The organism is Anaerostipes stercorihominis, assembly GCF_057535655.1.
Genome location: NZ_BAAJCL010000007.1, coordinates 14315 through 38853 on the forward strand (window position 1 = coordinate 14315; position 24539 = coordinate 38853).

Genomic DNA, 24539 nt, shown 5'->3' on the forward strand with positions numbered 1-24539 from the left:
GAAGTTTCATGCAGGGAAAAATCATCAAAGGAATTGCAGGGTTTTATTATGTGCAGACGGAAGACAAATTATATGAATGCAAAGCAAAAGGTATTTTCCGCAATAAGAAGATGAAACCCTTAGTGGGGGATAATGTGGAAATTGATGTTTTGGATGAGGCAGATCAGGAAGGAAATATTGTAAAGATTTTCCCAAGAAAGAATGAACTGCTTCGTCCCGCTGTTTCCAATGTGGATCAGGCGCTGATTATTTTTGCGGCAAAAAATCCAAACCCCAATTATAATCTGTTGGACCGGTTTTTAATGATGATGGAAAAGCAGGGGGTTCCGGTGATTGTCTGTTTTAATAAGGTCGACCTTGCAAAAGAAAAAGATTTAAAATTGCTGGAGTCCGTGTATGAGCACTGCGGACATATGGTAAAATTTATGAGTGTAAAAGAGGAAGAAGGAATTGACGAAATCCGCAGCTTGATTCTGAAAAAGACAACGGTTCTTGCAGGACCTTCCGGAGTCGGAAAATCTTCTTTGATGAACGTCCTTCATCCGCAGGCGCAGATGGAGACCGGGGAAGTCAGTCAGAAAATTCAAAGAGGACGTCATACTACAAGACATTCGGAGCTGATCTGTGTGGAGAGCGATACCTTTGTTTTGGATACTCCGGGATTTAGCTCTTTGTTTGTCCATATGTTTGAGAAAGATGAAATCCGGGATTATTTTCAGGAATTTGCTCCATACGAAGATCAGTGCCGATTCCAGGGGTGCAGTCATACTCATGAGCCCGACTGCGGAGTCAAAAAGGCGTTGGAGGAGGGCAAAATCAGTCGGATTCGGTATGATAATTATGTAAATATTTATACAGAATTAAAAGAAAAGAGAAAATGGTAATGAAGGTATTAATTCTTACAGGCGGAGATTTTGATCAGAAATTTGTTTCAGAATATATCGAAAAATGGAAACCGGATCGGATCATTGCCGCAGACCGCGGATTATTACATGCAAAAGCGCTGGGGGTTTGCCCTGACGTGATGCTGGGAGACTTTGACAGCTGCGACCGAAGCGTTTTGGAGGAATTTGCAGAGGGAGATAAAATTGTTGTTCCATGTGAAAAGGATGATACGGATACCGGACTGGCAGTAGAGCATGCGATCACATCAGGCGCGCAGGAAATTCTTTTGGCGGGAGGAATCGGCACAAGGATGGATCATGTGCTCGGAAATATTGGTCAGTTATTTTACGCGGAACAAAAAGGCGTGAGAGCACAGCTAATTGACGCGCATAACCGCATTCGGGTCTTAAAGCACAGTACTCGGATTGCCAAAAAAGATGTATTCGGAAATTATATCTCGCTGATTCCGATGTATGAAGCAAAAGGCGTGACACTGCGGGGATTTAAATACCTTCTTCATGAAGATACGCTGGTATTTCATGAATCCTGGGGGATCAGCAATGAACTGAAGGAAGAAGAAGGACAGATTTCTTTCCGGGAGGGACGTCTGATTTTAATAGAAAGCAAAGATTGAGGTGAATCATGAAACGTACAAATGAAACAAGACAACAAAAAAGCAATCTAAAAGGGAAACTGGAGAAAATCCTCTGGACTTGTCTGATTCTAATGTTTATCGTATCTGTGGCGGGAATGTTTCTCGGCGCTTATATGAAAGGATCAGAGTTTTATCAGATTTGTTTTGAGATGACCATTTTTTCAGTGATTATTTTAACAGCGGAGCGGTTCTATTTCGGAAAAGAAATGGGAAGAGATATGCCGCTTGTGTTTAACATCGGATATTGGCTCATTATGGCATGGGCATTGATTTTAATTCTCCATTATCTGGGCGTGCAGTTTTTGGATTTTCTGATGACTGTGAATAACCGTGTCTTTTGGGTGGTTGTTCCGACCTTAAGTCTTCTGTGGATGACCCGATATATCTACGGAGATAATCTGGATTGGGATAAGACGGATAAAAAGGGATGGAAAGAAGGCCGAATGAACTATTCTCAGAAAAGTAATAAGAAGAAAGTTGGGAAATAAGAATGAGTTATCGTCAGGTAAAAATTGCAGATTCAGCTAAAATTGCAAAAGAAACAGTGCTGTTGGGAGATATTTCCATTGGAGATGAGAGTGTCGTTCTGTTTTATACCGTGATACGCTGTGAGGGAAAGGAAACCATTCGGATCGGAAAACGAAGCAACATTCAGGAAAATTGCACCATTCATGTGGGAGAGGGATACTCTGTTGTCATTGGAGATGGAGTGACCATAGGGCACAATGCTGTGATTCATGGCTGTGAAATTGGGGATCATACGCTTGTCGGAATGGGTTCCGTGGTCATGGACGGAGCGAAGATCGGAAAAGAATGTTTGATCGGCGCCGGAAGTCTTGTCACGCAGAATGTGGAAATACCGGACGGAATGCTTGTGATGGGAAGCCCGGCAAAAATCAGGAGACCGCTGACAGAGGAAGAAAAGAGCTATATCAGAGGCAGTGAAGAAGAATATCTGGAAGTGGGACAGCAGTTGGAGAAAGATGGGATTTTATAAGAACATAAATAAAATAGGCAAAGAATTAGGAGGAAAATCTATGGCAAATCATATTGATGATGCGACAATTGAGTATGTTGGAATTCTTGCAAAGCTGGAGCTGTCTGAGGAAGAAAAAGAACAGGCAAAGAAAGATATGGAAAGCATGCTGGATTATGTCGATAAATTAAATGAACTGGATACCGACTGTGCAGAACCCATGTCTCATGTGTTTCCGATTCATAATGTGTTCCGTGAGGATGTGGTAACCAATGGAGATGGAAGCGAAGAAACATTAAAGAATGCACCACAGGAACAGGATGGTTCCTTTGTCGTGCCGAAGACAATTATTTAGGAGGCAGAAAATGAACATATTAGATTTCACTGCCGTTGAATTAGGCAAGAAGATAAAAAACAATGAAATTTCCGTGGAAGAAGCGGTAAGGGCTGCGCTGGCTCAAATAAAGACACTGGACCCGAAGATCAACAGTTACGTTTCTTATGATGAAGAAAGCGCACTGAAGCGGGCGCAAGAAGTGCAGAAAGGAATTGAGGAGGGGATCTATACGGGGCCTCTGGCAGGGGTACCGATGGCAGTCAAAGATAATATTTGTACCAAAGGGTATCGGACAACCTGCAGTTCAAAGATTTTAGAGAACTTTGTTCCGACGTATTCTGCACAGGCTGTGGAAAATTTAAGAAAAGAAGGAGTCGTTTTTCTCGGCAAAACAAATATGGATGAGTTTGCCATGGGGAGTACGACAGAAACCTCTGCATTCGGAGCGACTAAGAACCCATGGAACCTGGAAAAAGTCCCGGGTGGCTCTTCCGGCGGATCAGCGGCAGCGGTTGCAGTCAATGAATGCTTTATGGCGCTGGGATCTGATACCGGAGGGTCCATCCGTCAGCCTGCCTCTTACTGCGGAGTTACAGGAATCAAGCCAACCTACGGAACGGTGTCTCGTTATGGGCTGATTGCCTATGGTTCTTCTTTGGATCAGATCGGACCGCTTGCCAAAGACGTTACGGATTGTGCGGCATTGCTGGAGGTGATTGCGTCGCATGATCCAAAAGATGCAACGTCGGTGCAATTGGAAGATTACGATTTTACTTCGGCTTTAGTTGATGATGTAAAGGGTATGAAAATCGGTATTCCAAGAGGGTATTTCGGAGAGGGATTAGACGCCGAGGTCAAAGAAGCCGTTTTGGCGGCAGCAAAGAAATTAGAGGAAAAAGGCGCGGTTGTGGAGGAATTTGATCTGGATTTGGTGGAATATGCGATTCCGGCTTACTATGTCATTGCCTCTGCAGAGGCAAGCTCGAATCTTTCCCGCTTTGACGGTGTCAAATACGGATACCGCACAAAAGACTACGAGGGACTTCATAATATGTACAAAAAGACCAGATCCGAAGGATTTGGAGCGGAAGTAAAACGAAGAATTATGCTTGGATCCTTTGTATTAAGCTCCGGTTATTACGATGCATATTATTTAAAAGCGCTGCGGACAAAAGCGTTAATTAAGAAAGAGTTTGACAAAGCATTTGAGAAATACGATGTGATTTTAGGACCTGCTGCACCAACTACTGCGCCGAATTTAGGAGAAAGCCTAAATGACCCGATTAAGATGTATTTAGGGGACATTTATACGATTTCTCTGAACTTGGCAGGACTTCCGGGAATCTCTCTTCCATGCGGCAGGGACCAAGGCGGTATGCCGATCGGACTGCAGCTGATCGGAGATTGTTTCCAGGAAAAGAAAATCATCAGAACGGCTTATGCCTTTGAACAGACGAGAACCTATGAGGCTCCGGAGATAAGCAGGGGAGGTGCCAGATAATGAGCAAACAGTATGAGACAGTCATCGGATTGGAAGTTCATGTAGAATTAGCGACAAAGACAAAAATTTTCTGCGGCTGCAGTACGGAATTCGGCGGAGCGCCAAATACCCATACCTGTCCGGTATGTACCGGAATGCCCGGATCTCTTCCGGTGTTAAACCGACAGGTGGTAGAATATGCCGTGGCAGTGGGACTGGCGGCAGACTGTGAGATTACAAGAACTTGTAAATTTGACCGGAAAAATTATTTTTATCCGGATAATCCTCAAAATTATCAGATTTCCCAATTATATCTTCCGATCTGTCGGAACGGAAAAGTAGAGATCGAGACAGAGGGAAAGAAAAAGGCAATACGGATTCATGAGATTCATATGGAAGAGGATGCCGGAAAATTAGTACATGATCCGTGGACTGGGGATTCCTTGGTAGATTTTAATCGTTCCGGAGTACCGCTGATCGAGATTGTTTCAGAACCGGATATGCGATCTGCAGATGAGGTGATTGCGTATCTTGAAAAACTGCGTTTAATGATCCAGTATCTGGGAGCCTCCGACTGCAAACTGCAGGAGGGGTCTATGAGAGCTGACGTGAATTTGTCTGTGCGTGAAGCAGGAACAGAGGAGTTCGGAACTCGTACAGAGATGAAAAACCTGAATTCCTTTAAAGCGATCAGCAGAGCCATTGAGGGAGAAAAGAATCGCCAGATTGATTTACTGGAAGCAGGGGAACCGGTGGTTCAGGAAACAAGGCGTTGGGATGATGCCAAAGGTGCATCCTATGCAATGCGGTCAAAAGAGGATGCCCAGGATTATCGCTATTTCCCGGATCCGGATCTTCCTCCGGTTGTAATTGACGAAGAATGGATTGATAAAATCAAAGCAGCACAACCAGAATTCCGGGATGAGAAAAAGATTCGGTATAAACAGGAATACGATCTTCCAGAATATGACATTGATATTCTTACGGGCTCAAAACATCTGGCAGATTTATTTGAACAGACCATTGCATTGGGTTCTGACCCGAAAGAAGTATCCAATTGGCTGATGGGGGAGACGATCCGTCTGGTGAATGAATCGGGAACAGACTTGGATGATATCGCATTTGCCCCGGAACATCTGGCAAAGCTGATTCAAATGATTCAGGGAAATGAAATTAACCGAAAGGTCGGAAAAGAAGTCTTTGAACGTATTTTTAAAGAGAATATTGATCCGGAAGCTTATGTGGAGGCGCACGGATTAAAATCAATGAATGATGAAGGCGCCTTGCGGACGACCATTGAGATGATTGTGGCTGAGAATCCAAAGTCTGTGGAAGATTATAAGGCGGGCAAGAAAAAAGCCATTGGTTTTCTCGTAGGACAGACGATGAAAGCAACCCAGGGAAAAGCAAATCCGGGAATGGTAAATAAGATTTTAAATGAAATTTTAGGAAATCTGTAACATCAGCGAGCGCCCTTTGGACTTTGGAAGCGGGGCGCTCGCTTTTAATGTAAATGAAAAGAGGTATTATGAAACAATATAAAGGTGTTGTATTTTTTGACTATGACGGAACGACGGTTGATGAGGTTGACCGAATCAAAACGGCAACTGCGACAACTGTGGAATCTCTGCAGAAATTAAAGCAAAACGGATATTTGACGATGTTGTGTTCCGGGCGCACCAAGCGTTTTCTGGAGGACGATATTGAGAAATTTGAGGGAGCAATTACCTGTAACGGAAGTTACACAGAGGTTGCAGGGGAAGTGATTCGTGATATTTACATTCCGGATGAATTGCTGTTTCGAGTGATTGATGAATATTTTCCGAGAGATACGATCATTCAGATGGATACACAGGATGTTACTTATTATCTTCATAATGATGCGGAATTTTTTGCATATTTCTGCCGTCTGTTTAATCTGCCGGATCACTGGTATGCGCCATGGAAATTCCGAAAGACAGAAAATCATATTGCAAAATTAGTTATGAATTATAAGTCACCGGACGTTTTTGAAGATTTTAAGAAGGAATTTGTCAATGATTTTGAATGTGCAAAGCATGTGAGAGAGAATTTCTTCGATATCACGTTAAAAGGTGTAACCAAAGGAGACGCAGTTACAGAACTCATTGAAAAGCTTGGAATTGATCCGAAGGACAGCTATGCCTTTGGGGATGCAGATAATGATGTGGAGATGATGAAAGCCGTAGGTACGGGAATTGCTATGGGACGTCATAGCGACGCAGTGGGCGAAGTTGCCGCAATGGTGACCGGAACCGTGAAAGAAGAAGGCATTACTCAAGGATTGGAAAAGCTGGGGTTGATTTAAGATGAAACAGTATCAGGGTGTTGTTTTTTTTTGATTATGATTTTACAACAATTGACGCGGAGGAGCAGATTTTAACTGCGACTCCTACAACAAAGAGATCTTTGGAGAAATTGCAGAACAATGGATATTTAACGATGGTCTGTTCCGGAAGAAGCAAACGTTTTTTGGAACAGGATCTGAATCTGTTTCAGGGAGCAATTACATGCAATGGAGCTTATGCCGAAGCTGACGGGCAGATTCTTCGGGATGAATGCCTGAAAGAACATCAGATTCGGGAAATTTTAGAACGCTATTTGCCGGAGAGGGTATCCATTCAGATGGAAACCCAAAATGTTACATATAGTGCTTTCCAACATAGAGAAATCTATGAAAGATTTCGCCGATTTTTAGATTTTCCGGATCATTGGTTTGCAAGGTTCGGAAAGGAATGCTGGAAGGAGCATGTAACAAAGGTTGTGTTCTACTATGAGCATGAGAGAGTTTTTGAGGATTTTAAAAAACGATATTCCGATCAGTTTCACATTGTCAAACCTTTTGAGGGTGAGCCGCTTTTTGATGTGACTTTAAAAGGGATTACAAAGGGGGATGCCATTGCCCAGACTCTTGATCACTATGAGATTGCGCGAAAGGATAGTTATGCATTCGGAGATTCTGATAATGATGTGGAGATGCTGGAAATGGTTGGAACCGGAGTTGTGATGGCAAAACATAGTGTCAAAGCCGGGCAGGCCGCTTCGATGGTGACCGGAACTGTGAAAGAAGAAGGAATTACACAGGGATTGGAAAAGCTGGGGTTGATTTAAATGAAATATCTTATTTTTGATGTGGATGATACGCTGTATGATTTGATGGAACCATTTCAAAAAGCCCATGAGGAGCTGTTTGCTCAAAGAACAGAGGCAGACTGCGGGGAATTGTTTCAAGCGTCCAGAATTTACAGTGATGAAGCTTTTTATATGGTGCGGGAAGGAAAACTTTCCAAAGAAGATGAGTTTGCCTATCGAGTGATAAAGTCCTATGAGAAGTTTGGAATAACTGTCAGCCGAGATGAAGCAAAACAGTTTGAAGAACGCTATCGTTATTATCAAAATCATATTTGCGTACCGGAACAGATGCAGGAAATTTTGGAGTGGTTAAAAAGTCGAAACATCAGGATGGGAGTTCTGACCAACGGAACCGCCCAAAATCAGGGAAAGAAACTTGAAAATTTAAATTTGTATCGTTGGTTTTCCGAAGAGGCAATGTTTATTTCTGATGTTATCGGAGCTGTGAAACCGGATCCCCGTGCATTTTATGCGGTTGAGAAGAGTATGGGACTGGAGCCGAAGGATACGTGGTTTATTGGAGATACCTTTGAGGTCGATGTGGTGGGAGCAAAAAATGCGGGATGGCATGTGATCTGGATGAACCACCGGAGACGACCGATGCCGGAAGGCAGAATAAAACCCGAGATCGAAGTTTCAAATATAGAAGAATTGAGAAAAGAAATTCAAGAGATTGTGTCTGAATGCTGAAGAGATGTCAGATGAAAGTTTTTATACTCGAAGAATCTGTTAAGGAGATTCTTCGAGTATTTTTGATAAGACGTTTCTTTCAGTAGTTTTTGTTTATTTTTGAACAGCATCTCCCTGACGAAGGTTTTGAATCTTTAACTGATGAGAAATTTCATTTAGTACCTTTCTTTTTTGAAGACTCCATCTGGGAGCAATCAGCAGATTCTTAGGACCGTCACCGGTGAGCCGGTGTATGACAATATCATCTCTTAAATTTCCAATACATTTTATAATCAGCTGAACATAATCATCCAGTGTAAAAATGGGAAATGGATGTTTTCGGTATTGTTCAGCCAGATCCGTGTTTTTCAGAATGTGAAGCATAGAAAATTTTACGCCGTGAATGGGATGCTGATTTAAGTATCGCACGGATTCCAATATCATTTCTTCGGTTTCGCCCGGCAGCCCTAAGATGAGATGAACAATGATAAATACACCGATCTTTTGAAGATGATGTACAGACGTTTCAAAGCAGGATAATGGGTATCCCCGCCGAATAAACTCTGCGGTGTCTGGGTGAATTGTCTGCAGCCCCAATTCCACGAACACTGGTTTTTCCTGACAAAGCTCCTGCAATAGCTCTAAAACATCCGGGGAGAGGCAGTCCGGTCTTGTGGCAATGGAAAGGGCAGAAATTCTTGGGTCCCGGATGGCTTCATAAAAAAGTGCACGAAGCTTTTCGATTGGACCGTAGGTATTTGTGAATGCCTGGAAATATGCAATATATTGGGTGCTGTCGGTTTTATGAGAGACAAGTCCGATTCCCTGAGTGATTTGGTCTGTAATGGAACGTCGGTGATCGGAGGCAAATTCACCGGAACCTCCGGCGCTGCAAAAAATACAGCCTCCGCTTCCTAAGGTTCCGTCTCGATTGGGGCAGGTGAAGCCTCCGTCCAGAGAAACCTTATAAAGTTTTCTGCCAAAATAATTTTTTAAAAAGCTGTCAAAAGAGTAATAGCGTCTGCCATGCCAATTCATAAGTTTCTCCTAAGTATCAAAAATTGTTGTTTTCCTGCAAGAATATTTTAACCGATTTTTTGCAGATCTCATAAAATTTCAATGGCGTAGGAAAGAGATTCTTCTTCCTGCGGTTTTAATATGCGAACGCTGCGTTTGTGTTCAAATACATCGTCTTCATGGCTGCAGGTGGAAGTACCGCTCCATGGTTCTAACGCAACGAAAGGTCCGTCGTTGGCGCTGGACCAGACACCGAGATAATCAAAGTCAGGAAAAGTAACGCAGATTCCTTTTTGTTTTGTCTTATGCCTTAAAGACACTTTTCTTGATTTTAATTGGTCGAAGATTAAAGCATCTGCATAAAAAAGAGAGTGCTTCATTGGCAGGGACGATGACTGCTGCAAGATTGTAATTCGATCCGCATTATTAATCAGTCCATTGTTATCTAATCTGGCACATTGTGCGGTTTCTGGATATTCAAACTCTACAATATAATCTTCAAAGGATTCCTCCTTAGAGAGAGGGCAGTTGAAGGCAGGATGTCCGCCTACGAAATAAGGCATCTCTTTGGTGTCATGATTGATGACCTTATGTGTCACCTGAATGCCTTTTTCCAATAGCTGGTAAATCATTTGCAGTTCAAAATCGAACGGATAGGCGGTATGGGTGGATTTGTCGGCGCGCAGAGAAAAAACGACACGGTTCTCTTCCTGAGAAAGCAGGGAAAATTCTAATTTTCTTGCCAGACCGTGTCGTTGAAAAGAACAGGTTTTATTTCCGGAAATGGATGCGGTGTTGTTTCTCAGACATCCGACGATCGGAAAAAGTACGGGAGCTTGTCCGCTCCAAAAATCCGGGTTTCCCTGCCAGAGATATTCGCATTGATCATGATCCTTGAGGGAAATCAATTCTGCTCCAAGGGAGCGAAAGACAGCCGAGATTTTCTGATTTTTTAAAGTAATTTCAGACATATACGTCCTCCTTTGAAAAGTTGGTCAAAATGATATGTTTATTATAACATGAAATTTTATGCTGACGGTAGAAATCTTGACAAAATTGTGCTAATATGTTTAAGTATGCAAAAAAATAGAGTGGTAAAGAGGATTGGATCATGGGAAATATAGAACAGGAAATCAGCCGCAGAAGGACCTTTGCAATTATTTCGCATCCGGATGCGGGAAAAACGACATTGACTGAAAAGTTTCTGTTATATGGCGGAGCAATCAATACGGCAGGATCTGTGAAAGGAAAAGCAAATTCAAAACATGCGGTTTCTGATTGGATGGAGATTGAAAAGGAGAGAGGGATTTCTGTTACCTCCTCTGTATTGCAGTTTGAATATGAAGGAAAGTGCATTAATATTTTGGACACTCCGGGGCATGAAGACTTTTCAGAGGATACCTATCGTACCCTGATGGCGGCAGACTGTGCTGTCATGGTCATTGACGCTTCCAAGGGAGTGGAGCCGCAGACAATAAAATTATTTAAAGTCTGTGTCATGCGTCATATTCCGATTTTTACATTTATCAATAAAATGGACCGGGAAGCCAAGGATACTTTTGAATTATTGGATGATATTGAGAAGGTTTTGGGGATCGAAACTTGTCCGATCAACTGGCCGATTGGATGTGGAAAAGAATTTAAAGGAGTCTTTGAAAGAGCCTCCAGAAATATTCTCCGTTTTGAGGCGGTTTCCACTGGGGGAGCAAAAGAGGCAAAAGAGACGATTGTATCCGCCGATGATGCGAATGCGGCAGAACTGATCGGGGAAGACTTCTATGAAAATCTCATGGAAGAAATTGAACTTTTGGACGGCGCAGCGGCAGAATTGGATATGGAAAAAGTACAGCAGGGTGCGCTGTCTCCTGTATTTTTTGGCTCAGCACTGACCAATTTTGGCGTCGAGCCGTTTTTGGAGCATTTTCTTAAGATGACAAATCAGCCGCTTTCAAGGAGTTCTAAGGGAGAAGATGTGGATCCGGTTGAAAATGGCTTTTCTGCATTTGTATTTAAGATTCAGGCAAATATGAATAAAAATCATCGGGACCGAATTGCTTTTCTGCGGATTTGCTCCGGCAAATTTGAAGCAAATATGGAAGTTAAACATGTACAGTCCAAAAAGAAAATGCGCCTGTCACAGCCACAGCAGATTATGGCGCAGGAGCGAAAGATTGTCAGTGAGGCATATGCCGGAGATATTATCGGAGTGTTTGATCCCGGGGTATTTTCCATTGGAGATACGGTGTGTCTTCCGAAAGATGATTTTGAATATGAAGGGATTCCGACGTTTGCGCCGGAGCATTTTGCCCGTGTCGTCCAATTGGATTCCATGAAACGAAAACAGTTTGTAAAAGGAGTAGAGCAGATTGCGCAGGAAGGTGCGATTCAGATTTTCCAGGAGCATGAAGCCGGGTTTGCGGAAATTATCGTGGGAGTTGTGGGAACTCTGCAGTTTGATGTTTTAAAGTACCGTCTGGAAAATGAATATAATTGCGAGATTCGTCTGGAGCCTCTTCCATATCAGGCAATTCGCTGGATCAAAGATCGAGATACCGATATGAATAAGCTGCGCGGAGTTGCAGAAGTGAAGAAAGTAAAGGATATGAAAGGGAATCCACTTCTTTTGTTCAAAAATGAATGGGGAATTCAATTTGTACTGGATCGAAATGAAGGCTTGGAGTTGGAAGAATTCAGCAGAGAGTAACGAAAATTTCAGAAGGTTAAAAAGCTATTTCTGCCACTAGATAAACTGGTGGCAGTTTTTTTAGTTTGCGCGCCATGGGCGCGCTCTAATGGGTGTAAGTCCCGAACATGCTCAGGTAGTGGGAAATGTATAGCCGAACAGCAAGGGCGTCCACTGAGAGGTGGAATCTGAAGGAAGCTGTAAACAAACCTTTGGTCCGACGGACAGAAATCGCATATAAGGCTAGGCTGCGAGAGATAAGTTGGCTAGAAGCAACGAAGTCTAATAACTACCATATTTGTAGCAGCAGAGCAAATGCGGCGGATATATGGAGGCAAAGAGCGCGCACCTTAAGCGAGGAGGTCTCATAGAGGTTTCATTAGCCTAGTAACAATGAACTGTGAGAAGTCAGCCAAGTCCGTAGTAGTGGAGAAGTCTCTGTAATGGGGATGGAGCGAAGGGGCGAACAATCAATCAGTTTTTGAGTATGTCTCGTATTGCAGAAATGACAACATCTGCCGTAACCAGTCGGGTAAAAGGTGGTCAAATCAAGCGAGACGGAAAGGAAAGAACGCATGGACACAGGTAATCTAATGAAGCAGATAGGTAGTATGAAGAGACTATGTGCCATGCTTGACCGTAATATAAGATTTCGATTACGCATGTGTATATGGAAACACTGGAAAACTCCACAGAATCGTGCGAAGAATTTAATAAAGCTAGGAGTATACAAGAAGTTAGCATACTCAACAGTTTCTTAATTTTACGTGTTTTCCGAAAAGAGAGCGTATTAGAATTGTTCTTGGAATATTTTTTAAAATTAATATACGAAATGAAAGGGGGAACGGAACTTGACTACAGAGATAATTAAGACTATAATTAGATTTAGAATAATAAATAAAGAGATTAAGGAGGGAATTATGAACATGAAAAAAGTATGTAAGCGTATTCTTGCGCTGGGTTTGGCAGTTGTGATGGTCTTGTCGTATCAAGTGCCTGCGATGGCTGCGCAAAGCGGAGTCACCGGCAGTGGTACCAAGGAAAATCCGTACAAGATTTCCAGTGCGGCAGGACTCAGTGTCTTGAATCAAAAAGATCAATACATCTATGCGCAGCTGGAAAATAATATTGATTTGTCTCAGGGGACTTTAATGGAAGGAAGGGATTATCAGTGTTATATTCAGAAATTTAAAGGGGAATTGGATGGAAACGGGTATGTGATTTCCAACGCAGCCAAGGGATGTAACTTAATTGAGAAGTTTTATGGGGGAGAACTAAAGAACTTCACATTCAATATTGACAATGGCTATGCGAGAATTGCTTATGATCAGGGAGGAACAGACCATAAGTATACAGGTATCACGGTCACGGGAAAGTTACAATGGGAATCCGGCACCAATAATGAGTCTCCGGTGCTTGTGTATCCTGCCGGCAATACAACAATGAACAACGTCACATTGGATCTTACCATGGACAGTCCTACATACCATGGTTTGCTGATTGGATATGAGCCATGTAAAAATAGTACTTATAAATTTAATAACTGTAAGATCAAAGGAACCTATCGAGGAAAAGATATTGGAATTTTATTTGGAAACGGTTCTGTATCTACGAGCAGTGATTACGGACTGCAGCATGTGAAGAACGTGAGCGGTTATGATAGCATTAGTAAGACATCATCTGTAGAAGTAACAGGTCTGGATTTATCTGAAGCACAGATGCTTTCGACTGATTCAATACCGCATTTACTATGTGGAGTTTCCTATAATAGTAAGAACTACGATACATTAGAAGCTCAGTTGAAAAACGGTGTGACCGGGTATGACAATATGAAAAAAGCGGAGGAAATCAAGGGGTGTACGGCACATCTGAATGATGACAAACAGCTGAAGATTTCAGTTGACGATGCTTCTTTCAGCGAGAATGTTGCATATTTTCTTGTGGTTTCCGAAGTGTATAGTTCTGTCTTTGATCATGGAGTGTATAATGGTACACAAAAGCACTCTGCAGTGGAGAAAATTGAGAAAGTAGACGGGGTGAATACTTATTATTCAACTCTTGGAAAAGTGAAATTCCATGATTCTGATACTGGAATCTTTGGAACAACGGGACTAAATGGTAATACCAGAACAGTCACTGTGGATGGAAAAACTTATTACGCATTGAATCCAGAAAGAGAGAATATTGATTATACGTTTCATGGAAAAGATGAAGGAGCGGCATCTTCCAATACTGCCAGAGAATCAGGTTTAGAGGTGTTTGCATATGACAAAAATGGTGGCTTGATAAACAAACTGAAACAGCAAACAGGGGAGACATTTGAATTACCAAAGATTGAATCTGTAGTTGCAAAAGAAGGTACAGTCTTAGGAAATGTTCCTTTAGCAGATGGTTGGAGCTGGATAGCGAAAGACGCGAAAGTCGTAGTCGGTGGTCAGACCGCATTTGCACAAAAGGGAGAAGAAATTGCACCGGTAAAAATTGCAGGATATGAAGTCAATGAACCGGAAATTCCTTCTATTGATCCGTCAAAACCGGTAGATCAGGTGGAAATCGGAACGGATGGGACAGCCGCAGATGTAGTTAAATCGGAAGTAGAAGATCTTGTATCTAAGGTCATTACAGGAGACCAGAGTACAGGTTTGGATCAGGCGACGGTTGAGAAAATTGAGAAAGCAGTGAGTGAAAATCAGACAATTAATTCAGAAATCGTTGTAGAAAAAGTGAAAGAAGCTGATGTCCCAAAAGCAGAGGTAGAAAAGATTGCACAGGCTGCAAAAAATGAAACTGTAGCTTCTTATTTGGACTTATCAGTTGTGTTAAAGATAGAGAATCAGGAAATCGGAAACTTAACACAGCTTGCAAAACCTATCAGATTCCAGATTGCAGTGCCAAAAGATTTGCAGAAAGATGGAAGAACCTTTAGTGTAGTACGAGTACATAATGGAAAAGCGGAAAAACTGACAACCAAATATGAAAAAGGAATTGTAACATTTGAGACAGATAAGTTTTCAACCTATGCGTTGGTGTATGCGGATACCAAAGAGGAAACCAAACCAACGACACCAACAAAACCTGTGGCTAAACCGACATATCACTATTCTTCTACCAGAAAAATCAAAGTTTCATGGTGGAGAAAGAGGAGTGCCGATGGATTTGTAATCTATGCAAAAGCAGGAGATGGCAAATATAAGAAGATCAAAACAGTCGGTAAGAAAAAATCTGCAACGGTTTATGTAAAATCAGGAAAATCTTATAAATTTAAGGTAAAACCTTACCGCAACTTGAAAAAAGGAAAGAAAACGGTACGGAAATACTGGAAAGCTTACCGTGCAACTGGTAAAAACCAAGGAAAAACGATTAAAGTAACCTATAAAAATATTGCAGGTTATGATGGATATGTTCTGTATTTGAAGTCTGGGAAAAAACCGTATAAGAAAGTCAAGACGATCAAAAAAGGTGGTACAATTACTTATACAAGCAAGAAGGCAAAAACTGGAACAAGTTATAGATTCCGTTTAAAAGGTTATAAAATGAAAAATGGAAAACGGGTTTATACAACCATTGCTGCAAAAAAGAAATAAAAATAGTTGACAGATATATCAGAAACATGGTATGATATCAGAAGTTGTATGAAACAACTGGAACAACAAAGAAGAGTATCCACTCTCACCTTAGCACATAAGAGCAATGGAAGTGACTTGGGTTAATATTTAAGAATATGATGTATCTTGATCATGCTTGAATTTATTGTGGATAGTCTTATAACTATCCACTTTTTTTATCACAATTATGGAGGTGTAATTATTAGCGAGTTAATGATTAACGGACAGATCAGAGATAAGGAAGTACGTCTGATCGCAAATGATGGCGAACAGCTTGGAATTATGTCCGCAAGGGAAGCGCAGAAATTGGCAGATGAGGCAGGATTAGATCTGGTAAAGATTTCTCCGAAGGCAAAACCACCGGTTTGTAAGATTATTGATTACGGGAAGTATAAATATGAACAGACCAGAAAAGAAAAGCTGGCAAAGAAAAAACAGAAAGTCATCGATATCAAGGAAGTTCGCATGTCACCGAATATTGACACGAATGACTTGAATACAAAGATTAATCATGCAAAGAAATTCTTGACAAAAGGAGCGCGGGTGAAGGTTACACTTCGATTCAGAGGAAGAGAGCTTGCGCATGTGAACTCCAGCAAAGGGATTCTGGATGACTTTGCAAAGGCTCTGGAAGATGTTGCCACTGTGGATAAGAAACCGAAGTTTGAAGGAAGAAGCATGACGATGTTTTTAGCTCCGAAAAATTAGGAGTGAAGCAGATATTCAAATATGAGTAGATACAAGAAGGATTAAGGAGGAAATTACCATGCCAAAAATGAAGACATGTAGAGCAGCTGCAAAGAGATTTAAAAAAACAGGAACTGGAAAGTTAAAAAGAAATAAGGCATACAAGAGCCATATCTTAACAAAGAAATCTCCAAAGAGAAAGAGAAATTTAAGGAAATCTGCAATGACAGATGCAACAAACGAAAAGAATATGAAGAAGATTTTACCATATCTGTAAATTGATTGTTAAGGAGGTAACGTAAGAGATGGCAAGAATTAAAGGCGGAATGAACGCAAAGAAAAAACACAATAGAGTATTAAAACTGGCAAAAGGTTATAGAGGAGCAAGATCTAAGCAGTACAGAGTTGCAAAACAGTCTGTGATGAGAGCTTTAACCAGTTCTTATGCAGGAAGAAAACAGAGAAAACGTCAGTTCAGACAGTTATGGATTGCTCGTATTAATGCAGCAGCAAGAATGAATGGTCTGTCTTACAGTAAGTTTATGCACGGATTAAAATTAGCCGGTGTTGAAGTGAACAGAAAAATGTTGTCCGAGATGGCAATCAGCGAGCCGGAAGCATTCACAGCATTGGTAGCAGTGGCAAAAGAAAAATTAGCTTAAGAAAGCGCTATCACAAAAAGAGAGTTATGATATGGAAGTTATCATGGCTCTTTTTCTTTTGGAAAAAGAATGAGCGTGGGGACATGCAAATCTGAGCGAAGCTGTCTGTTTCGTTCAAAGTGAGAGAAAGGAAGATGGAAAAATGACAGAGGCCTGTGAAAAATTAACACGATGTTTTGAATGTGTGCGAAAGAAAACAGAATTTCGTCCAAGGGTGGCTTTGGTGCTCGGATCAGGACTGGGGGGATATGCAGATAATGTGGAAGTGGAATGTATTGTGGATTACCATGAGATAGAAGGATTTCCAGTGTCTACGGTTCCCGGACATAAAGGGCGTTTTTTGTTGGGATATGTGCAGGGAGTGCCGATGGTGGTTATGGAAGGCAGAGTTCATTATTATGAGGGATATTCGATGGAAGATGTGGTACTGCCGATTCGTCTGATGGGGATGCTGGGCGCCGAGGTCCTGTTTTTGACCAATGCCTCCGGCGGAATTGCCGAGGATCTCGGACCGGGAGATTTTATGATGATAACCGATCAAATTTCAAGTTTTGTTCCATCTCCGCTGATCGGTCCCAATCTTTCACAGCTGGGAGAGCGGTTTCCGGATATGAGTCATATCTACGATGAAGAATTACAGGAGATTTTGAAAGACAGCGCCAAAAGACTCCATATTTCTTTGAAGAAAGGCACTTATATTCAGTTGAGCGGTCCGAACTTTGAATCTCCGGCAGAAATCAGAATGTGCAGGGCGCTGGGGGCAGATGCTGTTGGGATGAGCACTGCATGTGAAGCGGTTGCGGCAAATCATATGGGAATGAAAATTTGCGGAATTTCCTGTGTGTCCAATCAGGCTGCCGGGCTTTCCGGTGAATCTCTGAGCCATGAGGATGTACAGAAAATGGCAGATCAAGCGGCTCCGCAGTTTGAAAAGCTGGTGACGGAATCAATTGTTAAGATCGGAGAGTGGATGAAGGAGAAATAGAAGATGATCCGAATGTATCATGCAAAAATTCTGACGATGGAAATGGGCAGAGAACCTTTTGACGGAGAACTGTGGATTGATAAAAGTAAAATACGATATGTAGGGAAACCTGCGGAAAAGGAAGCGGCACAACACAAGTGGGAGCGACAGATGGATGTAAAAGGAAATTTGATTCTGCCGGGATTTAAAAATGCACACACCCACTCGGCGATGACTTTCTTGAGATCCCATGCGGATGATCTGCCGCTTCTTTCCTGGCTGAATGATCAGGTATTTCCCTACGAGGCAAAACTAACGCCGGAGGATATTTATCATCTTTCCAAATTGGCTGTGATGGAGTATTTAACCAGCGGGATAACTGCAAATTGTGATATGTATCTGACTCCGGATACGATTGCACAGGCATCGGAGGACTGTGGATACCGGACGGTGATTGTAGGAGCGGTGAACGACTTTACTCAGTCTGTGGAAGAATTGGAGCGGTGGTATCAGAAATTTCACCGAAATCATGATCTGATTCATTTTGAACTGGGTTTTCATGCTGAGTATACCAACCGCAGAGAGACGTTGGAGGGAATTGCCGGACTCTCCAAGAAATATTCTGCTCCGGTTTACACTCACAATTCCGAAAGTCGATCGGAGGTTGAGCAATGCATAACAAAAACGGGGATGACGCCCACTGCATACATGGAGCATCTGGGATTGTTGGACCATGGCGGCGGATTCTATCATTGTGTCCATATGACAGAGGAAGACCTGGAAATTGTAAGAGAGAAGAAAATGGCAGTGATTACCAATCCTGCCTCCAATTTAAAGCTTGCCAGCGGAATAGCGCCGATCGCGCAGATGATGGAGAAGGAGATTTCGTTGGCGATTGGAACGGATGGGCCTGCAAGCAATAATTGTCTGGATATGTTTCGGGAAATGTTTTTGGTCACGGCGCTGGCGAAATACAGAGAGGGGGATGCGAGTGCAGTGGATGCGGACCGGGTTCTTCACATGGCGACAACAGGAGGAGCCAAGGCGATGAATTTGACCGAATGTGATATTCTGGCAGAAGGAAAGCAGGCAGATTTGATTATGATTGACTTACAGCAGCCGAATATGCGACCGCTTTACAATCTATCGAAAAATCTTGTTTACAGTGGAAGCAAGCAGAATGTAAAACTGACAATGGTGGCGGGGAAAATTCTATATGAGGACGGAGAATTTTATATTGGGAGTGATCCAGAGTCGGTCTATGCAAAGGCGGAAGAAATTGTGAATCGGATTGTCAGATCACATTAAAAAATTCCTTGGTTTACACAAAGTTCCAATTCTTGACAATATGTTACAAAATAACAAATAATTATTACGAAATTATTACAAAAATATTGAATAAAAGGTTGACTTAGAGGGAAAACGTGCTATAATACAATCATGTTCGAGTTAACAAAAATGTAACATTTACAGGAGGAGAACAATGATTGCAAAGAAAATGAGATTGTCAATGGCGGTTACCGCTATGGCGGCATCCGTATTGATGACAACTCCGGCAGCAGCTGCCGAGAAAAAAAATGAAGCTTCTGCGCAGAAACAGGAAAGCGCTTATGAGAACAAGGCAGTTGCCGACGTTCGTTCCAATACTACATTAAATATCCGAAAAAAAGGAAGTCTCAATGCCAAAATCATAGGAAAAATGAAAAAAGGAAACATGGCGGAAGTTTTAGAGAAAGGACAGGAATGGTCCAAAATTAAATCCGGCAGTGTGACAGGATATGTGAAAAATGATTATCTTGTTTTTGGAGAAGATGTGGAGCAGTTTGCAGAGAAAAATGTAAAAAAGGTTGCAAAGGTTCAGACAGAGACCTTAAGGGTGCGTCAGAAGGCTTCCACGGATTCCGATATTGTCACATTGGTTTCTGAAGATGAACAGCTGAAAGTAAAGAATCAGAACGATGAGTGGGCAAAAGTAAAGGTAGACGGCAAGACAGGATATGTTTCAAAAGATTATGCAAAAGTGACGTATAAATTCGGAAAAGCCAAATCTATGAAACAGATCAGAGCAGAAGAGCAGAGAAAACGAGAAGAACAGGCAGCAAAAGAGGCGGCAGCCAGAGCAGCGCAAAGCGCTTCCGAGTCAGAGCAGTCCTCAGGAACTTCTCAGAGCAGTTCTTCTGGAAGCTCATCTCAGGGAGGAAGTTCTTCCGCAGGATCCAGCGCTGTATCTTCTGCGAAGGGAAGCGCAACAGGAAGCCGAATTGCCAGCTATGCACAGCAATTTGTCGGAAATCCATATCGTTATGGAGGAAACAGTTTAACCAACGGAATTGATTGTTCTGGATTTACACAGCAGATTTATGCAAAATTCGGATATAGTATCAGTCGTACTTCAAGTTCTCAGGCTGGAAACGGAGTCAGTGTTTCCACAAGCAATTTGCAGCCGGGAGATTTGGTCTTTTATGGAAATGGCGGAGGAATTAATCATGTAGCTTTGTACATTGGCGGCGGACAGGTGGTTCATGCCAGCAATTCAGCTCCATATCCAAAAGGAGGAATTAAAATTTCAAGTGTAAATTACAGAACACCTGTATGTGCCAGAAGAATTCTTTAATACGAAAATTAACTGGTAGGAATTGGGAGTCTCAGCTATAAAAGTAATAGCTGAGACTTTTTGTGATGGCTGGGCTAAAGTCCGGACTTGTCCGCTTGGTTCTTTCTGTGGGAAATTTCTCTTGATTTTCTATAAGAAAAATTGGTATTCTTTTGGATTATGTTCTGTGTTTGTGATTCATACTAAAATCAGAGTAGAAGAATGAAATGGAGAGTAGACATGGCAGTAGATTATAAAGCTCTGGGAGTAAGGATCAGGAAAATTAGAGAACGGAGAGGAATGACGCAGCAGCGGCTGGCAGAAAAGATTGATATTTCGGTACCGTATATGTCGAATATCGAGAGAGCTAAGAAAACGGTTTCGCTCAGTGTATTGATGTCCATTGCGCAGGCGTTGGATGTAACTCTGGATGAGCTGTTGGCGGACAGCTATCCGGAGCATAAGGAGCAGGATGTTCTGATGACAGAACTTGGAATCGTTCTGGAACAATGTGAGGCAGGGGAACGGAGAATTATTGTTGATACAGTGGCGAGTTTGGCAGGCAGTCTTATGGAAAACCGCAGAGGGAATTTCAAGAAAAATCAATAAAAATCATCCGTAAAATAAAAAATTTACGGATGATTTTTATTTTTCCTTTCTTCGGTATTGGGAAGGGGTCAAACCTGTAAAAGATTTAAATGTTGTTGTAAACGAATTACTCCGCTGATAACCGCACTTTTTTGCAATTTCCTGAATGGAAAAATTGGAAGAATCCAACAGGACTTTTGCTTTTGAAATACGGAGACGGTTGATATAAAAATATGGAGAAGTTCCGATGTATTTCTTAAATGCGGTGATAAAATAATTCTTTGACAAATTGCACATAGAAGCCAGATCATCCAGCATAAGGTCTTTGTGATAATTTGCGTGAATATAAGAAACGACCTGATAAATGCCCTTCTGGTAAGCAGATGGCTGCTGGTTGTAGTTTGCGTTAGAATTTGTACTGTCCTCCAGCAAAATAGATGCAATTAAAAAAGCGAGCGCATCGAGTTTCTTGGAATCCCGGTAGACGCCTTTGGAATATTCTTCTTTGAAAAAAGCAATATAAGACTTTAATTCCTCGGAAACAGAAAACCTTTCTCCAAAGTGAAGCTGTTCCAATCCTTTTTCCTGTGCAATTTTTTCAAAAAATGTTTTCTTAATGATAATGTTGTCATAGGAAGCATCGGAGAGACAAAATTTGGATCCGTGTGACTGTCGGCTCTCAAAAGGATAACAGTATCCAACTTCTCCGAAATGGAGAGAGTCGCCGTGGATCAATACCGGAAAAGGAGTCAGCGGAATCAAAAATTCATAATCTTCATGGCTGTGGCAATGAGGGGGAGAAGTATGATTCTGTTTGGTGACCAGATGTAAAACGGATAAGTTGCTGCAGTAGTAATTTTTACAGCAAGTCTGAATAAATTCCAAATCCGGATGATGTTCTGATATAAAAGGATTCATGTGTTCCATAGGGAGCCCTCCTTTCTTTTTGTTAACCATATCATACCATAAGATGGATTCGGAATAATCAGGGTTTTTCGGTATATTAAGATAGAGTGTGAAGGTAAGAAACGTTGTTTTGCATTACGATCACAAAAAAACCGAAGCTTTCAAAGCTTCGGTAAAAAGATCCTGCCGATGGCGAGATTCGAACTCGCACGAACGTAAGCTCACTGCGACCTGAACACAGCGCGTCTGCCAATTCCGCCACATCGGCAAAGTGCAGTTGAGGGGACTTGAACCCCTACCCAGTTAACCCGGACTAGATCCTTAGTCTAGCGCGTATGCCAATTCCGCCACAACTGCGCAACAAAGTTATAATAGCACGATTGTATGTTGGTGTCAATAAAAAAATTGGATTTTTTTGATGTTTTAGAAAAAAATTTCATTCAGGAAATTCGGGGATATTTCTTGAAACCAAAAAGCAATTCTCTTATAATTGTGAAAAGAATTAAGAAATAAATTATGAAAGTTAAAGGAGATAGGTAAATGTTGATAGGATCTCATGTGGGGATGAAGGGGAAGGATATGTTTCTTGGCTCGGTAAAAGAAGCCATTTCCTATGGTGCAAATACTTTTATGGTATATACAGGAGCGCCGCAGAATACCAGAAGGAAAAAGGTGGAGGAGTTAAAGATTGAGGCGGGATGGAAACTGATGAAGGAATATGGAATGCATACGTTTCTGGTTCATGCGCCTTATATTATTAATCTGGCAAATACAGTCAGGCCGGAAACGTTTCAGCTGGCGGTGGAGTTTTTGGAATTGGAGGTGGAGCGCACGAAGGCGATGGGAAGCAGGACGCTGATTCTTCATCCGGGAGCTCATGTGGGAGCCGGTGTTGATGCGGGAATCCATCGAATCATAGAGGGACTGAATCAGGTGATGTACCGGGATATGCCGGTTTTTATCACTTTGGAGACAATGGCAGGAAAAGGAAGTGAAATCGGCAGGGAATTCGAGGAATTACAGAGGATTTATCAGGGGGTAAAATATCCGGAGTATCTTCGGGTCTGTTTTGATACCTGTCACGTACATGACAGCGGAAGGAATATCAAAGAAGAGTTTGATCAGGTCATGGAAGAGTTTGACCGGACGGTGGGAAAAGATCAGATTGCAGTATTTCATATCAATGACAGTAAAAATCCAAGGGGCGCTGCCAAGGATCGCCATGAAAATCTGGGATTCGGAGAAATTGGATTTGAGTCGTTAAATGCAATGGTTCACCATAAAGATTTTGAAATGGTTCCCAAAATTTTGGAAACACCGTATGTGAAGGAAGAGGATGGGAAAAAATCCTATCCTCCTTATCGTTTCGAAATTGAAATGCTGAAAAAACAGAAATTTGATCCTAAATTAAAAGAGAATATATTGGAGGCGAAGGGAAAATGAAAGTGACATTTATTGAACACAGTGGATTTTGTGTAGAACTGGAACATACCATTTTGTTATTTGATTATGTTAAGGGGAAATTGCCGCAGCTTTCCAAAGAAAAAAATTTGGCCGTTTTTGTATCTCACAGTCATTCAGATCATTATAATTCCCAAATTTGGGATCTGAAGAAGAAATATGAGAATGTGAGGTATGTCATTGCAGAAGATGTTCCGGCAAACCAGGATGCCGTCGTAATGAAAGCACATGAGACGAGGGAGGTGTCCGGGGTCAAAATCGAAACACTCCAATCCAATGATCTGGGAGTTGCTTTTCTGGTTTGCGCAGAGGGGAAAAAGATTTATCATGCCGGTGATTTGAACTGGTGGCATTGGAATGGAGAACCGGAAGAGGAAAATGAATACTATAAGAAGACATTTATGGAAGAAATGGAATTATTAAAAGGCAAAAAGATTGACCTGGCATTCTTGCTGCTGGATCCAAGGCAGGAAGATCAATATTGTTGGGGAATGAATTATTTTATTGAGCATCTGCATCCGACGGTAGTATTTCCAATGCACTGTTTTGGAAATTATAAAATCTCCCGGCATTATGTGAATTGTGATGACGGACGGCGCTGGAATCAAATTGTAAAAATAATTGATGGTCCCGGGGAGGTTTTTGAGATTTAATCTGACAGAACCTTCCACTCTCTGATGAGTCGTTCCAGTGAAAAGGATGCGTTGGCAGGACTGGTTGACGGAAGCTTTATGGCTTTTTGACCGGTTTGGGGTTCGCAATATTTATGGTAAAGTTTATAGGCGGTTCCGCCGTTGGTATAAATCCAACGGATCGGGGCCGCTTTTAAAATCTCGGAAATATCGTTTGGCACTGCGTTTTGAATGCTGCTGTCACTGGAACCCTGAATATCACAGGAAGCGATAACATCCCAGACCGCAAGATGATGACGTTTCAAGAACTCTTTTTTGCGTTCCACGGTGTCTGGAAGATCATCACGAAACAATGCAGCGAGTACCTTCCAAAAGCGGTTTTGCGGATGATGATAGAAGAAATGCGCTTCTCTGGATTTTACAGATGGAAAAGAGCCCAGAATTAATATCTGAGAAGCGGAATCAAAGACCGGCGGGATCTGATGTATCACGTGTTCCATGGTTGGTTCCTCCTTTTGGACGATTCTAACAGAATTCAAACGGTTTGTAAATGAAAAAACTGCGAAATTTGTAGAAACATTGTATGTTT

General features: G+C 41.9%; 25 protein-coding genes, 2 tRNA genes and 1 pseudogene. 22 read left to right on the top strand and 6 right to left on the bottom strand.

What is annotated here, in order from left to right:
• Positions 1–8 precede the first annotated feature (8 nt).
• The 10 genes from rsgA to AC27EF_RS08065 all read left to right on the top strand — a co-directional run bounded on the left by rsgA (position 9) and on the right by AC27EF_RS08065 (position 8173).
• On the top strand, positions 9–884 hold the full coding sequence (gene rsgA, locus AC27EF_RS08020) for a ribosome small subunit-dependent GTPase A (protein WP_487110141.1): 876 nt from the start codon (positions 9–11) through the stop codon (positions 882–884).
• A complete protein-coding gene (locus AC27EF_RS08025) occupies positions 884–1519 on the top strand; it encodes a thiamine diphosphokinase (RefSeq protein WP_487110143.1) in 636 nt (211 codons plus the stop codon). The genes rsgA and AC27EF_RS08025 overlap by 1 nt, the downstream gene beginning before the upstream one ends.
• 8 nt (positions 1520–1527) lie before the next feature.
• Positions 1528–2028, top strand: a complete 501-nt coding sequence (locus AC27EF_RS08030; protein ID WP_487110145.1) for a hypothetical protein — start codon at positions 1528–1530, stop codon at positions 2026–2028.
• 2 nt (positions 2029–2030) lie between these two features.
• Complete coding sequence (locus tag AC27EF_RS08035; RefSeq protein ID WP_487110147.1) at positions 2031–2537, top strand: gamma carbonic anhydrase family protein; 507 nt, start codon at positions 2031–2033, stop codon at positions 2535–2537.
• A 40-nt stretch (positions 2538–2577) separates the two neighbouring features.
• Positions 2578–2871, top strand: a complete 294-nt coding sequence (gatC, locus tag AC27EF_RS08040; RefSeq protein WP_487110149.1) for an Asp-tRNA(Asn)/Glu-tRNA(Gln) amidotransferase subunit GatC — start codon at positions 2578–2580, stop codon at positions 2869–2871.
• Between the two features lie 10 nt (positions 2872–2881).
• Positions 2882–4354 (top strand): Asp-tRNA(Asn)/Glu-tRNA(Gln) amidotransferase subunit GatA, encoded by a 1473-nt coding sequence (gene gatA / locus AC27EF_RS08045; RefSeq protein ID WP_487110151.1) that lies wholly within the window; start codon positions 2882–2884, stop codon positions 4352–4354.
• Positions 4354–5793 (top strand): Asp-tRNA(Asn)/Glu-tRNA(Gln) amidotransferase subunit GatB, encoded by a 1440-nt coding sequence (gene gatB / locus AC27EF_RS08050; RefSeq protein ID WP_487110153.1) that lies wholly within the window; start codon positions 4354–4356, stop codon positions 5791–5793. The genes gatA and gatB overlap by 1 nt, the downstream gene beginning before the upstream one ends.
• A gap of 68 nt (positions 5794–5861) precedes the next feature.
• The gene (locus tag AC27EF_RS08055) at positions 5862–6659 is read left to right on the top strand and encodes a Cof-type HAD-IIB family hydrolase (RefSeq protein ID WP_487110154.1); all 798 of its coding nucleotides are present in this window, start codon (positions 5862–5864) and stop codon (positions 6657–6659) included.
• Positions 6660–6676: 17 nt separating this feature from the next.
• Positions 6677–7462: an HAD-IIB family hydrolase gene (locus AC27EF_RS08060; RefSeq protein ID WP_487110156.1), complete on the top strand. Its 786-nt coding sequence runs from the start codon at positions 6677–6679 to the stop codon at positions 7460–7462.
• Complete coding sequence (locus tag AC27EF_RS08065) at positions 7463–8173, top strand: HAD family hydrolase (RefSeq protein WP_487110158.1); 711 nt, start codon at positions 7463–7465, stop codon at positions 8171–8173.
• 93 nt (positions 8174–8266) lie between these two features.
• On the opposite strand, the gene mnmL is transcribed toward AC27EF_RS08065, so the two are convergent.
• Together mnmL and AC27EF_RS08075 are read right to left on the bottom strand one after the other, a co-directional pair.
• The gene (gene mnmL / locus AC27EF_RS08070; RefSeq protein ID WP_487110160.1) at positions 8267–9190 is read right to left on the bottom strand and encodes a tRNA modification radical SAM protein MnmL/YtqA; all 924 of its coding nucleotides are present in this window, start codon (positions 9188–9190) and stop codon (positions 8267–8269) included.
• A 68-nt stretch (positions 9191–9258) separates the two neighbouring features.
• Positions 9259–10140: an aldose 1-epimerase family protein gene (locus AC27EF_RS08075; RefSeq protein WP_487110162.1), complete on the bottom strand. Its 882-nt coding sequence runs from the start codon at positions 10138–10140 to the stop codon at positions 9259–9261.
• Positions 10141–10280: 140 nt separating this feature from the next.
• Between AC27EF_RS08075 and AC27EF_RS08080 the strand changes: the two genes are divergently transcribed.
• The 10 genes and pseudogenes from AC27EF_RS08080 to AC27EF_RS08125 all read left to right on the top strand — a co-directional run bounded on the left by AC27EF_RS08080 (position 10281) and on the right by AC27EF_RS08125 (position 20972).
• Complete coding sequence (locus tag AC27EF_RS08080) at positions 10281–11873, top strand: peptide chain release factor 3 (protein WP_487110164.1); 1593 nt, start codon at positions 10281–10283, stop codon at positions 11871–11873.
• Positions 11874–12451: 578 nt separating this feature from the next.
• A pseudogene (locus AC27EF_RS08085) lies at positions 12452–12580 on the top strand (group II intron maturase-specific domain-containing protein); the annotation flags it as partial.
• A 192-nt stretch (positions 12581–12772) separates the two neighbouring features.
• Positions 12773–15436 (top strand): hypothetical protein, encoded by a 2664-nt coding sequence (locus tag AC27EF_RS08090; protein ID WP_487110166.1) that lies wholly within the window; start codon positions 12773–12775, stop codon positions 15434–15436.
• 234 nt (positions 15437–15670) lie between these two features.
• A complete protein-coding gene (gene infC / locus AC27EF_RS08095; RefSeq protein ID WP_487110304.1) occupies positions 15671–16165 on the top strand; it encodes a translation initiation factor IF-3 in 495 nt (164 codons plus the stop codon).
• A gap of 58 nt (positions 16166–16223) precedes the next feature.
• Positions 16224–16421: a 50S ribosomal protein L35 gene (rpmI, locus tag AC27EF_RS08100; protein ID WP_412229924.1), complete on the top strand. Its 198-nt coding sequence runs from the start codon at positions 16224–16226 to the stop codon at positions 16419–16421.
• Between the two features lie 28 nt (positions 16422–16449).
• On the top strand, positions 16450–16806 hold the full coding sequence (gene rplT, locus AC27EF_RS08105; protein WP_487110168.1) for a 50S ribosomal protein L20: 357 nt from the start codon (positions 16450–16452) through the stop codon (positions 16804–16806).
• Between the two features lie 142 nt (positions 16807–16948).
• Complete coding sequence (locus AC27EF_RS08110) at positions 16949–17791, top strand: purine-nucleoside phosphorylase (RefSeq protein WP_487110170.1); 843 nt, start codon at positions 16949–16951, stop codon at positions 17789–17791.
• Between the two features lie 3 nt (positions 17792–17794).
• Entirely contained in the window at positions 17795–19078 is a 1284-nt protein-coding gene (locus AC27EF_RS08115) for an amidohydrolase family protein (RefSeq protein WP_487110172.1), read from the top strand.
• A 175-nt stretch (positions 19079–19253) separates the two neighbouring features.
• Positions 19254–20384 carry a C40 family peptidase gene (locus tag AC27EF_RS08120; RefSeq protein WP_487110174.1) on the top strand — a complete coding sequence of 377 codons (1131 nt, stop codon included), beginning with the start codon at positions 19254–19256 and terminating at the stop codon, positions 20382–20384.
• A 219-nt stretch (positions 20385–20603) separates the two neighbouring features.
• Complete coding sequence (locus AC27EF_RS08125; RefSeq protein ID WP_487110176.1) at positions 20604–20972, top strand: helix-turn-helix domain-containing protein; 369 nt, start codon at positions 20604–20606, stop codon at positions 20970–20972.
• Positions 20973–21008: 36 nt separating this feature from the next.
• Here AC27EF_RS08125 and AC27EF_RS08130 read toward each other — a convergent pair whose 3' ends face one another.
• The 3 genes from AC27EF_RS08130 to AC27EF_RS08140 all read right to left on the bottom strand — a co-directional run bounded on the left by AC27EF_RS08130 (position 21009) and on the right by AC27EF_RS08140 (position 22214).
• Positions 21009–21878, bottom strand: a complete 870-nt coding sequence (locus tag AC27EF_RS08130) for a helix-turn-helix domain-containing protein (RefSeq protein ID WP_487110177.1) — start codon at positions 21876–21878, stop codon at positions 21009–21011.
• A 163-nt stretch (positions 21879–22041) separates the two neighbouring features.
• A tRNA-Leu gene (locus tag AC27EF_RS08135) sits at positions 22042–22125 on the bottom strand.
• A gap of 4 nt (positions 22126–22129) precedes the next feature.
• Positions 22130–22214: transfer RNA gene (locus tag AC27EF_RS08140), tRNA-Leu, on the bottom strand.
• Positions 22215–22397: 183 nt separating this feature from the next.
• On the opposite strand from AC27EF_RS08140, the gene AC27EF_RS08145 reads away from it, so the two are divergent.
• The gene (locus tag AC27EF_RS08145; protein ID WP_487110179.1) at positions 22398–23300 is read left to right on the top strand and encodes a deoxyribonuclease IV; all 903 of its coding nucleotides are present in this window, start codon (positions 22398–22400) and stop codon (positions 23298–23300) included.
• Positions 23297–23971 carry an MBL fold metallo-hydrolase gene (locus AC27EF_RS08150; protein WP_487110181.1) on the top strand — a complete coding sequence of 225 codons (675 nt, stop codon included), beginning with the start codon at positions 23297–23299 and terminating at the stop codon, positions 23969–23971. The genes AC27EF_RS08145 and AC27EF_RS08150 overlap by 4 nt, the downstream gene beginning before the upstream one ends.
• On the opposite strand, the gene AC27EF_RS08155 is transcribed toward AC27EF_RS08150, so the two are convergent.
• The gene (locus AC27EF_RS08155; protein WP_487110183.1) at positions 23968–24450 is read right to left on the bottom strand and encodes a DNA-deoxyinosine glycosylase; all 483 of its coding nucleotides are present in this window, start codon (positions 24448–24450) and stop codon (positions 23968–23970) included. The genes AC27EF_RS08150 and AC27EF_RS08155 overlap by 4 nt on opposite strands.
• Between the last annotated feature and the right edge of the window lie 89 nt (positions 24451–24539).